The organism is Flavobacterium sp. PS2 (assembly GCF_046250155.1).
Taxonomy (GTDB): domain Bacteria; phylum Bacteroidota; class Bacteroidia; order Flavobacteriales; family Flavobacteriaceae; genus Flavobacterium.
In genome coordinates this window covers 621,625-642,538 of sequence record NZ_CP176426.1, presented here as the reverse complement: position 1 = coordinate 642,538, position 20,914 = coordinate 621,625, and the positions used below count along the sequence as shown (strand labels likewise).

General features: G+C 32.5%; 10 protein-coding genes. 3 read left to right on the top strand and 7 right to left on the bottom strand.

The window, feature by feature from the left end; translation table 11 throughout:
• Positions 1-32: 32 nt before the first annotated feature.
• Entirely contained in the window at positions 33-1,052 is a 1,020-nt protein-coding gene (locus ACJ6WR_RS02635; protein ID WP_039115063.1) for a low specificity L-threonine aldolase, read from the top strand.
• Between the two features lie 236 nt (positions 1,053-1,288).
• Here ACJ6WR_RS02635 and ACJ6WR_RS02630 read toward each other — a convergent pair whose 3' ends face one another.
• A complete protein-coding gene (locus ACJ6WR_RS02630) occupies positions 1,289-1,609 on the bottom strand; it encodes a YbaB/EbfC family nucleoid-associated protein (protein WP_039115062.1) in 321 nt (106 codons plus the stop codon).
• 137 nt (positions 1,610-1,746) lie between these two features.
• Here ACJ6WR_RS02630 and ACJ6WR_RS02625 point away from each other — a divergent pair, with 137 nt between their 5' ends.
• Positions 1,747-3,807, top strand: a complete 2,061-nt coding sequence (locus ACJ6WR_RS02625) for a S9 family peptidase (protein WP_409416978.1) — start codon at positions 1,747-1,749, stop codon at positions 3,805-3,807.
• A gap of 71 nt (positions 3,808-3,878) precedes the next feature.
• A complete protein-coding gene (locus tag ACJ6WR_RS02620) occupies positions 3,879-4,919 on the top strand; it encodes a PLP-dependent cysteine synthase family protein (RefSeq protein WP_039115060.1) in 1,041 nt (346 codons plus the stop codon).
• A 129-nt stretch (positions 4,920-5,048) separates the two neighbouring features.
• Here the strand turns inward: ACJ6WR_RS02620 and nfi are convergent, their stop codons facing one another.
• From nfi to ACJ6WR_RS02590, 6 genes are all read right to left on the bottom strand, one after another.
• A complete protein-coding gene (nfi, locus tag ACJ6WR_RS02615; RefSeq protein ID WP_039115058.1) occupies positions 5,049-5,729 on the bottom strand; it encodes a deoxyribonuclease V in 681 nt (226 codons plus the stop codon).
• A gap of 7 nt (positions 5,730-5,736) precedes the next feature.
• The gene (locus ACJ6WR_RS02610; RefSeq protein WP_039115056.1) at positions 5,737-6,231 is read right to left on the bottom strand and encodes a hypothetical protein; all 495 of its coding nucleotides are present in this window, start codon (positions 6,229-6,231) and stop codon (positions 5,737-5,739) included.
• An 8-nt stretch (positions 6,232-6,239) separates the two neighbouring features.
• The gene (locus ACJ6WR_RS02605; RefSeq protein WP_409416977.1) at positions 6,240-12,128 is read right to left on the bottom strand and encodes a fibronectin type III domain-containing protein; all 5,889 of its coding nucleotides are present in this window, start codon (positions 12,126-12,128) and stop codon (positions 6,240-6,242) included.
• Between the two features lie 47 nt (positions 12,129-12,175).
• Positions 12,176-14,623, bottom strand: a complete 2,448-nt coding sequence (locus tag ACJ6WR_RS02600; protein ID WP_409416976.1) for a hypothetical protein — start codon at positions 14,621-14,623, stop codon at positions 12,176-12,178.
• A gap of 93 nt (positions 14,624-14,716) precedes the next feature.
• On the bottom strand, positions 14,717-19,573 hold the full coding sequence (locus tag ACJ6WR_RS02595; protein ID WP_409416975.1) for a T9SS type A sorting domain-containing protein: 4,857 nt from the start codon (positions 19,571-19,573) through the stop codon (positions 14,717-14,719).
• A 31-nt stretch (positions 19,574-19,604) separates the two neighbouring features.
• A complete protein-coding gene (locus ACJ6WR_RS02590; RefSeq protein WP_131474501.1) occupies positions 19,605-20,903 on the bottom strand; it encodes a hypothetical protein in 1,299 nt (432 codons plus the stop codon).
• Positions 20,904-20,914 lie beyond the last annotated feature (11 nt).

The window sequence follows — 20,914 nt, the reverse complement described above, 5'->3', positions numbered from 1 at the left end:
GTTGTGTAAAATTAAGATACAGTTTTTAGAATATGGAAATAAATTTAATTAGCGATACCATTACCAAACCTAGTATTGAAATGTTGCAATACATGTTCAATGCTAAAGTAGGAGATGATGTTTACAAGCAAGACCCGACGGTTATTGAACTTGAAGCTGGAGTAGCAGAAATGTTCGGTATGGAAGCAGGGTTATTTTTTCCATCTGGAACCATGGCAAATCAAACCGCAATAAAATTACATACACAACCAGGAGAGCAATTAATTGCCGATAAATATGCACACGTTTTTCATTATGAAGGAGGAGGAGCTTCGTTTAATAGCGGTGTTTCTTGTTGTTTATTAGATGGACATCGTGGTATGATTACTGCCGAGCAGGTTGCAGCAGCAATTAATGACCCTGAGTTTTATCATAGTCCATTAACAAGTTTAGTATGTGTAGAGAATACTACTAATAAAGGTGGAGGGGCATGTTATGAACTTGAAGATTTAAGGAAGATAAAACAAGTTTGTGATGCTAATAATTTGAAATTCCACTTAGATGGAGCCAGAATTTGGAATGCTTTAGTTGCAAAAAGACAAGATCCGAAAGAATTTGGAAAAATATTCGATACCATTTCGGTTTGTTTCTCAAAAGGATTGGGTGCTCCAATTGGTTCTATGTTATTAGGAACTAAAGCCGATATAAAAAGAGCATTAAGAATCCGAAAAATGTTGGGAGGAGGAATGCGTCAGGTTGGTTATTTGGCGGCAGCTGCAATTTTTTCCTTAGAAAATAACTTAGAAAGATTAGCAGAAGATCATAGAAGAGCCAAAGAAATCGAAGCGGTTTTGTTAACAAAACATTGGGTTGCTTCAGTAGAACCTGTAGAGACGAATATTTTAATTTTCTCATTGCAGCCGAACTTCAGTGATCAGCTTTTGATAGAAAAATTAAAACAAAAAAATATTTCGATAAGTTCAATGGGTAACGGAAAACTTAGGATTGTAACACATCTTGATTATAGACAAGTAATGCATACATATGTTTTAGAAACGCTTCAGAAGTTTTAGAAAAAAAAGGTTTAAGAAAGGTACAGAGAAACAAAGGTTCAGAGGTTCAAAGTTTACTAATTAGTGTAAATATTTGAGTCTTTGAGCTTTTTTTATTTATTTAAAAGATTATCTATTTTGCAATAGCATAAATTTTTAAAAGTCTTATTAAATAACAAAGGTTCAAAGTTTACTTATGTCGTAAAACCTTTGAACCTTTGTTTCTTTTCTTTAACCTCTGAGTCTTTGTACCTTTTTTATTTAAAAAGGTCATCCATTCCAGGAATCATTGGCATATCCATTTTTGCGACAGCATCAAGCTCGGTTTGGTTAACATCTGTAGCTTTTTCTATTGCTTTATTTAATGTTACAATCAGGTAATCTTCTAATTGCTCTTTATCTTCTAATAAAGAATCAGCAATTGTAATTGATTTTATTTTTCGGTTAGCTGTCAAAGTAACTTTTAATAATCCATCAGCACTTTGTTCATCTATTAAAACCGTATCTAATCGTTTCTTTGTATCTTCAATTTTTTGTTGGGTTTCTTTAAGTTTTCCCATCATTCCCATTAAATCCATTTTCGGTTGTTTTTAAATTATGGAACGAAATTACTAATTCAAATTTAAATTCAAGTGTTAATTAGATAAAAAAGCATTTAGTTACCCGTTCGTTTATGTTATTTTTGTACTTTCATTTTAAAATTAAAATCCAAAAAATGCCAAATAAAATTGCTGCCCCCATAGCTAAAGAAATTCCTAAGTCATTAAAGAAACATAAAGAAGTTAGAATTGATAATTATTTTTGGCTGAATGATAGAGAAAATCCTGAAGTTATTGACTATCTAAATCAAGAGAATGCTTACTACGAAAGTATGACAGCGCATACTAAAGATCTACAGAAAGCATTATATGAGGAGATGAAAGCCAGGATTAAGGAAGATGATGAGTCGGTTCCTTATTTTTATAATGGATATTTTTATATTACTCGTTTTGAAACGGGCAAAGATTACCCAATTTATTCTCGTAAAAAAGGAAGTTTAACTGCCGATGAAGAAATCTTATTTAATTGTAATGAGTTATCGGTAGGACATAATTACTTTAAATTAGGTGGATTGAGTATAAGTCCTGATAATAAATTTGTGTCTTTTGCACAAGATTTAGTCGGAAGAAGAATCTATACCATTCAGATAAAAAATTTAGAAACTGGCGAAATTCTTTCGGATAAAATCGAAAATGCAACAGGAAGTTCAGTTTGGGCAAATGATAACAAGACTATGTTTTATACAAAACAAGATGAGGTTACATTGCGTGCTGATAAAGTTTTTAAGCATAAATTAAATACAGATTCTATAAATGATGTTTTGGTTTTTGAAGAAACTGATGATACTTTTAATGTTTCTGTAGGTAAAGAGAAATCCCGTAAATATATTGTAATTAGTTCAGGAAGTACACTTACTACCGAATATAGAACACTAAATTCTGATAATCCAGATGGAGAGTTTGTTGTTTTTCAGTCTCGTGTTCGTGGTTTAGAATACAGTATTTCGCATTTTGAAGACCATTTTTATATTCTGACCAATAAAGACAAGGCGACGAACTTTAAGTTGATGAAAACGCCTGAAAATGCTACTGGAAAGAAAAACTGGAAAGATCTTATTCCGCATAGAGAAGATGTTTTATTAGAAGACATTGAAATTTTCAAAAATTATTTAGTTGTAGAGGAGCGTTCGAATGGGTTAAACCACATCCGAATCATGCCTTGGAATGGGGAACCAGATTATTATTTGCCTTTTGGCAGTGAGACCTATAGTGCTTATACCACAACAAATATCGATTTTGACACGGATATTTTACGTTATGGTTACCAATCGTTAGCAACACCATCTTCGGTTATCGATTTTAATATGAAAACGAAAACCAAAGAAATCCTAAAAGAACAACAAGTTCTAGGAGGGAAGTTTGATAAGGATAACTATATCGAAGAACGTATTTGGGCAACAGCTACAGATGGAGTAAAAGTGCCAATTTCTATGGTTTACCGTAAAGGATTGGAGAAAAACGGTAAAAACCCGTTATTACTTTATGCATACGGATCATACGGAATTACAATGGATACTTATTTTTCTTCAACACGATTATCATTACTAGATAGAGGTTTTGTTTTTGCAATAGCACATATTCGTGGAGGAGAAGATTTAGGAAGACAATGGTATGAAGATGGGAAATTATTGAAAAAGAAGAATACTTTTACAGATTTTATAGATTGCTCTAAACACGTAATTGAGCAAAAATATACTTCACCAGAACATTTATATGCCGAAGGAGGCTCTGCTGGCGGGCTTTTAATGGGTGTTATTGTAAATTGGGCACCCGAATTATATAACGGTGTAATTGCTCAAGTACCATTTGTAGATGTCATGACCACAATGTTAGATAGTAGTATTCCGTTAACTACTGGAGAGTATGATGAGTGGGGAAATCCCAATACAAAGAAATATTATGACTATATGTTGTCTTATTCACCATATGATAACATAAGTGCTCAAAAATACCCTAATATGTACATTTCTACTGGTTTACATGATTCTCAGGTACAATATTGGGAACCTGCTAAATGGGTAGCTAAATTAAGAAATAAAAAAACTAATGATAATTTATTATTCCTTCATACAAACATGGATGCGGGTCATGGCGGTGCTTCCGGGCGTTTTGAAGCCCTAAAGGAACTTGCCAAAGAGTTTAGTTTTTTATTAGATTTAGAGAAAATTAAAAGGTAATTAGAATTTTTTTGTTAAATTTGCAACCTGTCGAGGTTAATTTAAAAATACCCTTGATTAACTATTTTTTTATGAAAGAAGAAATAACTGCTTACAACAACGTTTTAGAATTAATAGGCAATACACCGCTTATTAAACTAAATAAAATCACTGAAGAGTTAGAAGGCAATTTCTACGCAAAGGTAGAAGCTTTTAATCCGGGACATTCCTCAAAAGATAGAATCGCATTATATATTATTGAAGAGGCCGAAAAGAAAGGAATTTTATCTCCAGGAGATACAATTATAGAAACGACTTCGGGCAATACAGGTTTTAGCTTAGCAATGGTAAGCATTATAAAAGGATATAATTGCATTCTGGCTGTTAGCTCAAAATCATCCAAAGACAAAATCGATATGTTACGAAGTCTAGGAGCCAAAGTATACGTTTGCCCAGCGCACGTTTCTGCAGATGATGAGCGTTCTTATTATAATGTTGCCAAGAGACTACATGAAGAGACCAAAGGTTCGGTTTATATTAATCAATATTTTAATCAATTAAATGTTGATGCGCATTATAACACTACAGGACCCGAAATTTGGGAACAAACCAAAGGTCAGATTACACACCTTGTAGCCTGTAGCGGAACTGGAGGAACAATCTCGGGAACTGCAAAATACTTAAAGGAACAAAACCCAAACATTCGAATTCTAGGAGTTGATGCTTTTGGATCGGTATTAAAGAAATACCACGAAACAAGAGAATTCGATAACAAAGAAATTTATCCATACCGCATAGAAGGTTTAGGTAAAAATCTTATCCCATCGGCTACAGACTTTGATATCATCGATAAATTTATAAAAGTTACTGATGAAGAAAGTGCTCACTCAGCCAGAGAAATTACCCGAAAAGAAGGTTTATTTGTAGGATATACATCTGGAGCGGTAATGCAAGCGATTAAACAATATGCAGAAGAAGGTGAGTTTACTAAAGATAGCAATATAATAGCAATATTCCCTGATCACGGATCACGTTACATGAGTAAAGTATTTAGCGATGATTGGATGAACGAACAAGGTTTCTTTGACAGTGTCAATGAAGAAGAAGTTCAAAAAATTGAATTTGTAAAGTAGATAAAATATTATTTTATATATAGAAAAGCCTCAGATACTTCTGAGGCTTTTTTTGTTTTTAGGATATCGTTAATTGATTAGAGTATATATAACATGCATTTTTTTGATGCATTTTTGTTTAAGAGTTGATTACTTATTTTTTAAAAGAGAATTTACCAAATGATCAGCTTGTCTGGTTGTTTCAGGAAGCCTATAATCAGGTGTTAATTTTAATACCCAATCTATAGCCGTTTCAAGAGAGATTTTATGTCCTATTGATATATACATAGGATTTGTGTTATCCTGTGTTCGGAGTGCTTTACCAACCAAGACATTATTGTAAATTAGTTCTTGAGTATCTCCTCTTTTTTGTCCTAATAAAGTTTTATCATAGCTACCAACCAATCTTTTCTTAGCACATCCGATTGTTGGTATATTTAATTCTATTCCTAGATGTGTTGCCATACCAACTCCTTTTGGATGAGCAATACCTTGTGCGTCACAAACTATTAGATCTGGCTTGATTGTAAGTTTTTTAAAAGCTTCAATTAGAGGAGGGATTTCTCTAAAAGAAAATAAACCTGGAATATAAGGGAAAGTAATTTCCATTTCATGAAAAGCCTGCTCAATTACTTCACGAGTCTGTGCATTTAAAACGACTATGGCACCAATCATTTTATCTGAGCCATCATTGTATGCAACATCTACTCCAGCAATATATTTAATTATCTCTGGTAATTGATCTTGTTTAATTACTTTATCACGCAGATTATTCTGTAAATCGTAATATTGCTTAAACTCCTGTTGTTCTTCAAATAATTTATTCTTCATAATTTATTTAATAAGGTAGATCTACTCGACAACCTACTAATGTAGTATTCAAAAAATCAACAAAATAAAATGTATATGGAGCATAACATTCTACATAATCAGAATGGAATAGTTGGTAACACAATGAATAATTAAAGCCAATTTTATTATAAAGCGTATTAAAAGATCTCCCCGGTTCTTTATAATATATTGTGTTAAACTCAAATCTAAATTTATCTAAATGATTAGAATATTCTGAATCAATTATTTGATTAAATGGAATCAATATTTTTTTTGCAATAACATCTAATTGATCACTTAAATTTTCTTCTAGAAATGATAAAAATTCTGGAATTTGAGTTTCATTAAATTGCTTGTTTACAAATTCTTTTAATTGTATTTCTATTCGAAATTTAAATAAATAATTTTTACTTTTTAAAGTAATTAATTCTTTACTTATCCAAGAATCTTCACTAGTATGATAAAAAAACTCAAAATCCTTATTATTAAATGTAACTGTCATATTATAATTTATTTACCTTCTAAAACTTTTACACCAAAAGAAATATGAAAACAGCATGGACATCTTTGCATTACATTATCTCCATTACTTCTTATAAACATGTCAAACTCAGATAATGATTGCTCAGTAGCTTTGTTCCCTAGTTTATATAAAGCAGTACTTAAAGCTCTTATTTCTCCATGAAAACCAGCACGTCCTGCTCTTGTAAGTTTGTCTAATTTATCAATATCTAAAAGTCTATTTGCAAGTTCTGGATTTGTAACATTGCCTGTTAAACCAATAACACTATTTCTAATAAAATTCATATACTTTATTCGATCTCTCAATAATGGATGACATCCAGTTGAAAGAAATAAATCTTCTTCTGATTTTTCTGATTTTTTGAAATTATATCCTAACAAAACTTCACCTCCAAAACTTTGATGTGTTACTCCAACAACTACTTGTTCTTGGTTTGATGGAGGATTGGCTTCCATTACTTTTTTAACTAAATTTCCTAGGTATCCCGACGGATGTTTATCAGCAACATTTTTACAAGATTGAAATTGACCTTCATCTGTAATATACTTTCTGCCTTTGAATTCAATATTGAATCTTTTCCACAAATCTAGGGAACTTAATTCAAAGTTTTTAATTACTTCTTGGCTGGCATATACAAAATCTTCTAAAAAGGTTTTTTGAATATTTTTATCATATGTCAAGAGCTTATTTACGATAGTAAGGGAAATTCCCTTAGAGCATATATTTTTTACTCCTGTAGAATTGTTAGTATTGTTTGCAAGTAATGTTAGCCTTTTACATAATTCAGAGTCTAAAGTATTTATTTCAGGACAATAATCACATTTCGGGTTTTGTTCAGAGCTGCTATTTTTGGTTGATTGATAAAAATGAGGTGTTGCTCCAGTTAAATTAAAAACATTATAGATGACCTGATTGTTTATTTGCGTTGCTATAATAAAACTATCATTATTAATATTTGCTAACGCCATTTTACCTTCTTGGGCAATAGCATCTGGAGCATTTTTGATGCTTATAAATGCCGCATTGTTTAAATCTTCAGCTAGCTGTGGGGTTTTATTAGATATTTGTAAAAGTACTTCAGCAGTCGAAATTTCAGCTTTAGTAGCATTAATAGTTAATTCTATCGTATTGCTTACTTTATTTATAGCTGCAACATCTGTAGTAGCAATTTGTATTGCCATTGCGCTATAAATAGTAGTTTTCTTTACGAAATTTTTAAAAGGACTAACAAGATTGTCAAAATTATTAAAAATTTTAATTGAGTTCAGAAGTTTAGCATCTGCTGTTCCACCTGCTACAACAGTTTTTATCTCATTAAGACCATTTAGAACTGCTCCAGGTTTAATAGCATTTGAAGTATTAATAATTCCTTCAAAGTTTTTAAAATTATTTATAAAACCAACTGTAGATAAAGCTCTATAGGAATTAAAAGCAATATTGCTAACTCCTGCACCTGCATCTAGCACACTATAAGCTATATATGTATTATCCCAAGCTTTGTAGATACTACTGTTAGGGTCTAATCTTCCATTTTTTATTTCTGCTTGCATATAATTGTCGACTAGTCCTACCGCAACCCCAGCTGTTGAAATACTTGCTGCTACAGCAACTAGGGATCCACCACCTGAAAAAGGAGCTGCAAGTGTACCTGATACGATCATTACGGAGTTACTAAGTTGTCTTAGATTCTCTGCTGCAAAATTTTCTTTTAAAACTCCCTGATAAGCAAGAGCTACTATTGCGGGTACTACATATTCTTGACCGACTTTTAAATCAAATTTGTTTGGTGTTCCTGCTATAATTGTAATCGGCTCAAAAGGATTATAATCTTCCTTGTATTCAATTACTCCATCTCTTTTGGGACTAGGAGATCCAGCAGCACTTATGTAGGTTCTTAGATCAATTAAGTTGTATTTATTATAGAAGCCAATTCGGCCATTATTTACATCTAATGAAGTTGAAATAATTTTAGATTCAGTATCCTTCCCACTATTTATATTTATTTTATAATCACCTATTCCTAAAAGAAATGGTTGCTGACCAGGATAATAATTTGTTGATGTATTATAGCTAAATTGTTTTTTAGTAGGATCTATTTTTAAGGAATCATAATTTTCCATACTCCACTTTCCTAAACTTAAAAATATTTCTGCTACCTGATTATAATTTACATCATTGCCGAATCCTTTAATAGTCTTTCCTTGATCATATAATTTAGTAACCCATTTATAATTATCATTTTTAATTTGTTGAACCAACATTTTTTGTTGATCTTTTGGAGTGGTTAAAATTACATCTTTAATAAAAAAATGATCTCCAGTTGATAATGTACTGTAACTTATTTCCCAATCGGCATCATCTGTTACTGTATAATATCGGTTTAAAATTTTATTTCTTAGATCGAAGGGTAGTTTCTCAAGAACACAAGTTGAGATGTTGTTTTTAAAAATTAATTCGAGTGCTTTAAAATCTTTTGTTTGATCATCAATAGCTTTAGTTATATTATCTATGTTTACTTTTACTACAGCATCATCAATTCCCGAACAATTTATTGGGACATTATTTTCTTTGGACCAACTAGGGTTTTGATTTTTCTCACCACTAGATAAATTATTTGTAAATGAGTAACATTTTATTGTTGAGGCTTTTGATTTATTGGCATCAATAAAGGTTAATAGTGCTTTTTCGGATTTATAATCATTGCCTATTTCAGATTTTTTGGTAATTAGTAATCCAGCAGGACAATCTGTTAAATTGTAAAACAAATTAATAATTGCTTTATCATTTGTTGTACTGATACCAGTAATAGGTTCTGAATTTGTTATAACATCGAATTTACTATTAGTTTGATTCCAACTATAACTCTCAGTGTTTTTATAATTTTTATTTGGGGCATCCCATAAATAATATTTCTTTTTTGTAATTGTAGCTTTATCAGTACTCTGTTCATAAACAATAAAACCTGGTAATGTTCCAGGTGGTACTGTTATTCCTCCACTATGAATAGTGTTACTTTGAGTAATTGAAACGATATCATAATTTGGAGTCATGACATAATTTGAAAATTCCCCAGCTTCATCCCCTTGAAACAAATACAGTTGTAATCCTGGTGCATGAAGAACCTGCCAGTCGTTATGGCTAAACTCTGTACCAGTACCATAATCCATTAATAAATTGGTAGGAGAGGTAGTCTTGTATTCTGTAAATGGGTGTTGTAATCCAAAAACTCCATGACCTAATTCGTGTGCCATGGTTTTTACGGTACTACCTTTGTCTTCTTCTTTATCAGTAGCTTTACTAAATACGAATCCAAATTGACGTTTTAATGGCATAAAACCGGCTAAACCTTTAGATGAAGGAATATTGGTAACTAAGACATAGTACGAATCCTTTTCGTAGGTTATTTGTGTTTTTATGTAAGCTATTATGGCTTGTTGTTCTGCGGTATATTGTGCTAGCCAACCACTATCTCCACATTCAATAGTGTTTTTAGGGTAGTAACTAGTTGGTAAGTTTACATTTTGAGTTGCTACATTAAACTTAATTCCCGCTTTGTTGTATATGGCGTTAAGGTCGCTTTCGACATTAGTAATAGGAGCATTATTTATGCTTATTACTTTTAGATTAATGCTTTTTTGCGTTAAATGCCACATATCCATTGTTCCGGCAATGTCATATTTACCTACAACTGCTTTCGGGTCTTTTGGATCTTTTGGTGCAGCTGGTTTTACAGTTGCAATTATGCTCTCTTTTGCAAAATCTAAAGTACGTTTTAATCCAAGACTAGCTACATTATCAGACCAGGTTGGTTTTATTTCGGTACCATTTTGGGTTTTAAAAACGATATCATCTTTGGTTTTTCCGTTTTTGAAAGTAGCAGTTGCAATTACTACATCTGTACTATTTGGACTGTCGGAAATAGCCTTGTAATTTACGTTATATGGGTTTCCATTTTTTTGCGGAATTGTTACGTAGGTTTTGCTTAAGCTTCCGTTATCTGTTGTTGGAGCAACATCAAAAGCATAGAATCCATCACCTTTAGAAAAGACAACTGTAACATCCTCAGATGAAATTTGTGTTACATCTCCACCAGAGCCCATTCCGTTTGTATTCTTGGAGGTAGGGATTCCTCCTGGAGCTAGTTTCCCTGTTTGAGCAATATCTCCTGTCGGAGCATCTGCAGGTACAGCAAATTGTTTTCCGTCTTTGTCTGTAATTACAATATCATTAACAGTTTTTTCAATTATTGCTGTTACTCCATCAGGACTTGTAATAGTAATGCTGCCATCAGGATTTTTTGTTACTTTATCGATAACAAATTGTACATCATGTTGTACAACATTACCTGCGTCTCCAAATACGTCATTTACTAATGGATCTAAATCGCCTACACCTTTCCATGTAGGATCATAACTAGCAATAATCTCTCCTGAAATTAATTTGAAATCGGTGTTAACACCAATATTATTAAAAGTAATTCGGATACGGGAGAATTTACCAATATCTATTTTTTCGCCACCCAAAGCATCGGCGGCATCAATTAATTTTCTGAATTTTTCCAGAAATGGTAATGTTACATAACCATCTCCGGTGAATGTACCGTTACTACCGGATGAGTGTAAAACTACTATAGGAAAATCTCCTGCTGTTACAACATCATTAGGGAAAAGATTAGGTAAAGGATTTTTATTAACTAAATCATTTGGATCTGGTTTAATTCCACAACCTGCAAAAGCAATTTCATCACTAGCCATAGTGGTGAATTCTTTAATCGTACTGTGGGTATATTTGCCTAAATCGCAAGATGCGCCTACAGTATATTCGTAGGTAGTATTTGGTTTTAAATTGGCTATGGTTGCATATTCTCTCGGGCTAACTAATTTATACCATTCGGAGTTGGCATTCTTTTCACGGTAATTTACCTGATAATCATAATTATCAATATTTCCGCTCCAGCTAATTTTTGCCTGATCCTGACTTACTGCTGTTGTTGTTATAGCAAGTGGAGCTGTACAAAATACTTCGTAGGTAAAGGAGTAGATTTCGCTATATCCATTGTTTTTAAAAACACCTACTTCTTCGGCATTAGCCAATGCTTTTGCTTTTATTCTCCAGGCATATCTTTTACCGGGAATTAGTTGAGGTTCGGATAGACTATATTGTAATGTTGTAGCTCTTGTAGTGGTTGTATAAAGAGGAGGGGAGTAGGCAAAGGCATTTTGTACCGGAGTATATTTATCCCAAATTTCTACTAAAGCAAACTCATATTCTACATTACTGACATTGATTTGTCGTGGTGTCCAGCTAAAAATGATATTTTGTATGTTCTGCTGCATGATCGAAGCATTGTTCAATGGCAGGTTTAAGAACGGAGGATCATTTTGGAAAATGATTGTAGTAACACTTGTTTTGCGTGATAATTTTTTGCCGGTAGCAAAATCATATACTTCTACCGAAAAGGTGTAAATACCTTCGGGAAGTGCTTGTGCATATTGATTTGGATTAATTCCTTGTATGTTCTGAAACTGAAAATAAGGAGCTAAATCAACATTGGTAAGTTGTAAAGGGAATCCTCCCTCAAGGTAAAGCGCTCTGGCTCCAACTACAAAATCATTGGTAAGAAAAGAAACTCCATTACCCTGAAAATAGCATTTAAGTCTTACCTGACGATTAGAAATACTTAAGTCATTAAGTATTAATTGTACTTTTATCGGACTATTTATAGTTGTTGCATCAGCATAATTATTTAAATATATTGGTGATGGTTGCGTAAGTTGTGTACTTATCGTAACAGGATATGTTTGTGCTACACCAGTAAACGCCAAAAGCAAGAAGCCAAGGGTTAAGAATAGTTGTAATTTTAGTTTTTTTAGCATTTTGGGTAATTTATTTATAACTATTATACTTTTAGATTTTAGTCTTTTTAATATTTTAATTCAATTTCATCATTGGCAGCTTTTTTGACTGCTAATTGATGGTAAAATGGAATTATTTTTTCTTCTAAACCTTCGATAATTTCAATGTCTGGTTTTTTATTTGCTATCATATCAAAAATTGTATCAACTTCTTGTTTACTGAAATCTGCTATTTTTTCGTTTGTTTGTAATTGAGTTGCAGGTATTTTGGCAAGGTTTGAAAACTCACGAAGCATCCATCTGTGATTTACAAGTTGCTGCTGGTTTTTGTTACTTCTTTCTACAAGTTTTAAGTAAGCATTGTAGCTTATTTTATCTGTAATCTCATTACTATTTACTCCATGCATTTTATGGTTGTTTACTTTACCTATTGCATCTGTGTATGATCTTTCGATGTTTTCATCTTTTCGAATCATTTCCTGATAGAGTTTTTTGCAAACATCCGATAATAAAGAATTGTACTTATTAATAGTTTCTTTATCGAATGTATATTGATCTAAATAATCTAATACTTTCTCCTTGAATTCTGCATCATCCAACGTCATTCTGGCAACAGTTAATAAATGATCCAGATTGGTTGTTTCAGAAACTGGTACAGGATTAAGTTGAAGTTGTAATTCTTCTAATTGTTTTACAATCTCAGCTTTGGTTCCATCTAAAGTAATGTTCTTGAACTTGATTTTCAGAACATTGTCATGAACCAGATTATCTTTATTATCGATTTTGTCTTCTTTTTTTATAGTACGAAGTTTTATTTTATCAAAAGAATAAGAATAGCTAAAAGTTGCCGTTATATCATTATTTTTTGTAGTCTTGGAATTGCTAAAAAGTGTAATTGCATTTAAACCGAAATTATGTTTTTCCATATAAATGTAAGTACCGTTAAGACGTACATTAAAAATATCATTTTGTTTATCTCCATTATTATAACTTGTATTATAACTAGTAGAAAAGGATGTATTTACTTTTCTTTCAAAAAAGAGTTTTGTTACGCCAATAGTAGGGCCGATGATTAAGTTTTTGCCTGTATCCATTTTTCCAACAGTACTATTTAATGAAGCTGTTAGGTTAAGTGATCTTTCGGGATAGCCTAGTATATATGAAAGCCCTGAATTATAGAATGTAGTTGCACCACCCGCAATAGTTTTACCTTCTTGTTGGTTTAATGCATCTTGAAGACTAAAATTAGCATTGATAGCCTGTTTTATTTTTTTATCGCTTTTAAGTAGATAATTAATAGTAATTGCAGCATTTTGATTGACTTGTCTGAAATTTAAAGTGTCCAGGTATTGATATTCAGAGGTTTGATTGATATAATCAAATTGATTGCGACTGTTGGTATAAGATTGAAAATTAGAATAATTAAAATTAAAATTCAATTTCTCATTTGCTCTAAAATCTGCAGTTATGGCAGAAACTAAACGTTTCATTTGGCTTTGTTTCTGTTTATCCAGATTGTCTTTTTGGAGACCTAAATTTAAGTTTAAACTTAGTTTATCTTTATACAACGTTTGGGATGCATTTATTGTAATGTTTTCTAAATCATTATTAAAATAATAACCACCAAATGTTCTGTAATTAGGATCTATACGCTCGTATCCTAATCCTAACGTTCCTTTTCCTGCAGGATATACTAATTGACCTTTAAAGGCCTTATAGCTTGTCGTGGTGGCATTTGAGTTTAAGAAGAGTGCTGAAACACTTCTTGCCTTAGTACTTGATGTTACTCTGGAATCTTCGGTGATGCTGCTATTTGCAAATTCAGTAACAATTTGTAATTTCTTAAAAAGCTTAAAAGAAGTCTCAAAACTTATTGCTGCATTTTCTTGTGGGGTTACACCTAGTTCAAACGGAATTGGAATCGATAAAGAACTCATTTGGTCTTTGGCTCTAAAAAATGTAAGCCCAAGGTTTACTTTTTCCAGTTGGTATTGTGTTTTAAAACCATAACCATATCTTTTGTAGGTAGGTACTAATTCGGTATTGATGACATCATATTCGCTACTTCGAACTAATCGTCCATACATGGCACTAACTTTAAATTTGCCTTGAGGTGTTAAGTCGATTCCGAAACCTGTAAACTGATGTCCGCTTAAAGTGTAAGGTGAGAAATTCATGCTTACATCACCAATATGTGCCGTAATCCATTTATAAGAAGGATGTATACTTAATCGGTTCATTAATACGGGTTTGTTATAACCAAATTTCTGACTTGTATAAGAAAATGAAAATGGCAAATTGTATAGGTTCGCGATATTTATATTTATATTTCCGTTAAGGAAATAAGTAAAGGGATCTCGTGAAGCATTACCAGAATATAGGACTGCATTTGCAGATGCTCCTCCGGTAACATTTACTAATTTGGATTTGGCTACCTCTTCGACATTGAAGTTTTGGGAATATCCCAATATACTTGTAAGTAGTATGATGAAAAATAATATTCTTTTTAAACTCATTATTATGTTTGCTAAGAAAATAAATAGGGAAGGGTTATTTCTCTATTTGTTTCTGACTATATGATTCAAATTTTCGTTTTTGGAAGCTATCTTTTATTGTATAATTATTTTTCTTAACTTATTTCCTTGTTGAGATTCAAATAAGACGAAATATATTCCAGAAGGTAGTCCGCTTAGGCTAAAATTGAAAGAGTAAGCATCTTTCCCGTTTTCAGATTTAGAATCAATTACCATATTATTACTTAGATTATATACTTTGACGTGTCCAGTCATTATTTTGTCCAAAGTCACATCTACAGTAAAAATTCCGTTTGATGGATTTGGATAAATCTTCATATCAAATTTCTTTTGCAGATCGGTTGTGTCGGGATCTTTATATTCTCCTTCTATTACCAATACTTTCTTGGTTTGAAAAGCGGTACAATCTCCTTTTTGGGTAACCATTGTAATTTCGTATTCACCAGCTTTGGAGAAACTCATTTCGGCATAGTCTTTATCTTTCGATTTTACTGTTGCGTCGGCAGGTAATATCCATTCAATACTATCGGCTTCTGGGTTACTGATATCTACAATAATGAATTTTTCGTTTACAAAAACTTGTGATGAGATGGCAAATTCTGCACTAATCGCTGTTTGTTGGGCAGATATTTTGATAGTATCTGTTGCTTCACAGCCTAGCTTATTTGTAACAACGACTGTGTAGTTTGCAGGTTGAGATACCGTAATCATTGGTTTGTTACTTGTAAAACCTTTATCAGATGTCCATGCATAGGTTGCTTTATCATCATCGATAGTTGCATTAATAGTCAAGCTCTGATCGAAACATAATGTTACATCTTCTCCTAGATTTATAATATCTTTTGGAGGATTTACGATTGTGTAGGTATGATCTATGATACAGCCTTTACTATCGGTTACAGTAATAGTATAATTACCAGCTGAGACATTACTTAAGACATTCGATTTTTCGCCTGTGTTCCATAAATAATAATAAGGTGCTTTTCCTCCAGAGGCTGTTACTGTAATTGTAGCATCTCCACCAGCATAACATGTTGGGATCTTTATTACTTCGGCTGCTGCCAAATGAATAGGAGCAACAATATTTATATTTTTAATGATTGTACAACCATTATTATCTGTAACTAATAATGAATAATTTCCAGGAGGAGTATTTACTAAATCAGGAGTTCTTACTCCAGTATTCCATAAATAGGAGTAAGGTGCTGTGCCTCCAGATGCTGCCGAAGTAATTGTCCAGTCATTTCCATCACCACAACGAGTATATTGGGATGAAAGAGAATTATCTAAAGCGCTAGGTTCTGTAATTGTGATGTTTTCACTTTGAATCGATTTACCAAAATAATCTGTTGCGATAACGTAATATGTTCCAACTTTGGCATTTATTAATGTTTCGGCTTCGCTAATAACCAGGTTTGGATTGGTTACATCGTACCATTTATAATAATAATCAGGTAATCCTCCAGAAGTAATTGCCTTTATGCTTGCTGTTGCATCGCCATGACATTTTACAATGTTAATTTGAGCCAATTTGATAAACAAAGGATCAACTTTATCTAAGTCTCTTTTTTCAATTAAACAACCATTTGCATCGGTTATGGTAATAAAATATTGACCTACATAGATATTGTAAATACTATTAGATTCTTTGTTGTCATCGGTATAAATCAAAGTATCATTTTTATCATACCATTTAAAATTATAATTTGGAGTTCCGCCAACTACTGTAACTTTAATACTTGCATCATCTACACCAAAAGCCGATGGAGGAGTTTTAACTACTATTATTCCCATAGCCTTAGGCTCTGTAATGATAATTTCCTGTTTTGTTTCGCATAGATTGGCATCGGTTACAGTAACATTATATGTTGAAGCTATAAGGTTGTCCAATGTATTTTTGTTTGCGTTATTTCCTGTACTCCATACAATTTTATAAGGCCCTGTACCTCCAGTAATAGCAATTGTAATTGCGGCATCACTACCACCATTACATGAAACATTTTTTTGAGTATAATTAATTTTTAAAAGATCAGGTTGAATTACTGTTACTGGAGTTGAGGTGAAACTATTCCCAAAACCATCTGAAACTTCTAAAATATAATCACCCGCAAGCAATGTTTCTGAAGGATTGGTTGTAGAAGCAACAACAGCTGGAGTTAATTTATTATACCATTTGTAGATATAATTTTTATCTGCATCTGGAACACCAATTGGTGCACCTCCTGTGATAGTAGCTTTTAAAATAGCTTGTTTGTTCTCAAAACATTTTATGGCTTGAGTTTGAGAAATATTTGTGATTAATAATTCATCTGGCTGATAAATGGTATAGGTTGCTTCGGTTGTACATAGATTTTTATCCGTAACAACTACAGTGTAGGTTCCTTCTCCAATTCCGTTTAGTAAAGCATTCTTTTTACCTGCCATTACTGTTTTACCAGCACCTTGATACCATTGATAAGTATATGGAGCTGTTCCATCGGCTGCTACGATATCGATACTACCATTTTTTAAACTGTAGCCACTAGCTTCTATTTTATTGTAAGAAGCTATAATTAATGGTTTTAAAGGTTGTGTGATTTTAACCGCAACTGGTGTTGTCGAATAAGAACATCCATTATCATCTGTAATAGTAAAAGAATAATCACCAAAAGGAATTCCTGTTCTATCTTTTGTAGTTACGCCATCGTTCCAGGTGACATGGTAATCTCCTGTTCCTCCCTGAATAGTCAGGGTAATAGTTGCATCGCTACCATTAAAACAGCTTACATTCGTTTTAACAAAAGTGCATGTTATAGCAGGTCTCTCTATTAATTCTGCAATTATGAGTTCTCTCGAAATATTTACATTGTCGGTTACTACAACTTTATAGAAGCCTGCGTATAAATTTTGCGCTCTATTTGTTATTTCGCCAGCAAGTTCTGTATAATTAATATCGGTTGCATTTTGCTTGTAATACCATTTGTAACTGTATTGTGGTTTTCCACCGCTTACAAGCACTTCTATGCTACCTGTATTTGCTCCATTACAGGTTACATCAATTTTATTTACAAAAGCTATAGCCAACGCCTTTAGAGTTACTGTTTCGCTGCTAGAGGTACAGTTGTTACCATCTCTAACTGTAACATCGTAAACACCATCTCCTAAACCTGTAATTACATTAGTTGTATATTCTGTACTAGTATCATTTTTCTTTAAGATATAAGTGTACTTTTTTGTACCTCCATCTGCATTAATAGTTATTACTCCATCATTTGCAGTAACTATAGTTGGCTGTGTTTGCGTGATGCTTGTTATAGCTACTTGGGCATTCTGGGAGATTGTGATATTAGCTGGACTATTGTAGGTACAATTATTAGCATCTGTAATGATATAAGAATATGTTCCAGCGATTAATTTAGTTGCATCTATTGTTTTAGCAGGATTCTTAATGTCTGTGTAAACAACTGTGTAACCCGCTGTTCCTCCTTTAATATCCAGTGTAATAGTTCCATTATTACCACCATAACAACTTACATCTGTATAAGAGTGAGTTGCTTCAAGTGGATTTAAAGGTTGTGTAATATTATAATCGGTATAAATTTCTTTAAATTTATCCTTTAGTTTAATTCTATATTTACCTGCGACAAGACCAGTAAGGCTAGAATTTGTTTGTAAGGGAATTACTGTTTCTACACCCTCAACAATATTAAACCAACTATAAGTATATGGTGTTGTACCACCTACAGCCTCAATGGTTAGAGCTCCTGTTTTTTCTCCAAAACATTTAATATCAACTTGTTTAACAAGATTAATAGCTAATGCTTTTAGTGTAAATCGTTCTGAAGTTGTAGTACAACCATTGCCATCTTTTACATAAATATCATAGATCCCATCCCCTAAACCAGTAATTATGTTTGTAGAGTATGTAGTAGTGGTACCATTAACTTTAGTTACAATATAAGTATAACCATTTTCTCCACCAATTGCGTTTATAGTGATTTCTCCATCATTACTTGTTGATGTTGAAGGTTGTTTTTGAGAAGCCGTATTGGTTGATAGTTTTACCGTTGGTTCTTTTATGGTTACTAATGTAGAATACTTAGAAAAGATACAACCTTGAGAATCTGTAATCTTATAATAGTAATCACCAGCTTTTAACCCAGTTCTTTTTGATCCTGTAGCATTATTATCTTCCCAGACTACATTATATGGACCAGTTCCTCCAGAAATATTTAAGTCAATTTCTCCAGTTAATTCATTTTTACAGAGTACATGTTTTATTATGGATGTTGTTGGGTTAACTGTAAGAATATCTCTTTGGCTAACTTTTTGAGAAATAACAAATTTATTTACAGGCTTAGCATTATCATATACAGTAAGCGTATAGAGACCAGCTTTTCCTGTTACAACATTCCCTGTGGAAGATGTTGATGTACCATCTTCGTATGCAATATCCCAGGAGTAAGTGTAAATTGCATTTGTATTAGGAAAGCCTCCACTTGGATTAGCCGTTAATGTAGTAGTTCCTCCATTACAAACAATGTCGATATTCCCTGATATAGTAGCTACAAGTTCTTTATCTGGTTCACCAATTCTAAAATCTTTATATACCGTACATTTGCCATTTTCTGTGATAGCAACAATATAGTAACCGGCATATAAATTATTAAAACTGGTAACATCCGTTACAAATGCTTTATTATCTTTTGTCCATGAATAGGTATAAGGACCATTTCCATTTGTGATACCTCCGGCAGGAGGATTTAAGATAATCGTTCCGTTGTTTAATCCTTTGGCTGTTGCATCTGTAGAAGATCCTGTAATTAAAATTGCTTTAGGATTGTCAATAGGAACTGTTCTAGCACCTCCACTCAGTTCGCCAACACCAGTTTTTTGTTGTGAATAACCCAATAAACTAACAAAGAATAATAGTAGTAGGTAGTATTTTTTCATAATTATAGTAGAATAATTTGAGGTGTATTTTTTAGATTTTTTCAATGCAACCTTTTGTATCGGTAACCATGATATTATATGTCTTTGCTCCTAGGCCCGTGATGAAATATTTACCATTTTGTAGTGTAGGGGCGGGAGTAATTTCAACTCCATCTTTATAAAAATAATAAGGAGAGGTACCACTAAGTACTTTTATTTCGATTACGCCATCGCTACCTCCCTTGCAAGAAGGTTCTGTGTAATTGGTTATTTCAAACTGCATTTTAGTAGGATTGGTATAGGTAAAATTAAAATTCTGCGGAGATTGTAAAGATCCAGCAGGACTCTCATTTCTATTTGCTTGGTATTCTATTCGATAAGTTTCTTTCTCTTCAAGTATTCCTGGACTTAAAAAAGTATATTTATAAAAACCTGTTTCAGCATCTTTAGTTAGAGATTTTAAAGGTTCAACAAGTTGGAAATGAGGAGAATTTTTTAAAGGGTTAATATTAATAATGTAAAATGGATATAAAGTTTCATTATACTTTAAATCCCTGTCAAAGAAAACTTCAATTTTTTTAATATAATCGTTATTGCATTCTGGGGGCGAGTATGTTACGTTTTTTAGTATAGGTGCACAAGCTGAGTATTTAATAGCCAAAGGAGTTGTAAATGGTCTATCTTGTCCATAGCCTAATCTGAAATAAATTAATTTATCTAAATAATTGATATGATTGATACCATTGGCGCTTAAGATTTCCTCGATTGAGAATTTAGCTATAGCGTTATTATTTTTAGAGGCAAGAACATCTGTCCAACTTACATTATCTAGAGAATATTGCCAATGGTAAGCTTCATCGGGAAATTTCCCAGTACCATTAGTCGGATATCCAGATAAGCCCAGTTGAAATCCAGCACATATCTCATTTGAATTCGCAGTATCTAAGTTTTGTATGGTTACATTTGGTTTAAATAATGTTATGCTGACTCCACCGTTACAAGCTCCAAATCCAAGGTAATCGCCTTGAATCATTTTCACATTGGTGCTCGACTTGGAGTTGGTTGAAGTACAATTTGGGGATGAATCCAAAGGTCTACAATTACTGCCAGATGATAATTTAAATGTGGTAAAATTTGCAACATTAGGATATATTTTAATATCATCAACGTCCATGCTATTTCCCCCATCACTAAATGAATCTATTGTAGATGAATCCCCTTTTAAATCCCATCTAAATCCAGCTGCATGACATCCAGCGCTTGATGCATCATATGATACTTTTATAGTATAGGTTTGCCCATAACTTTTAAAAGATAAAATAATTAAAAATAGAAAGTAAAGTTTTTTCATAAGCCTAGTTA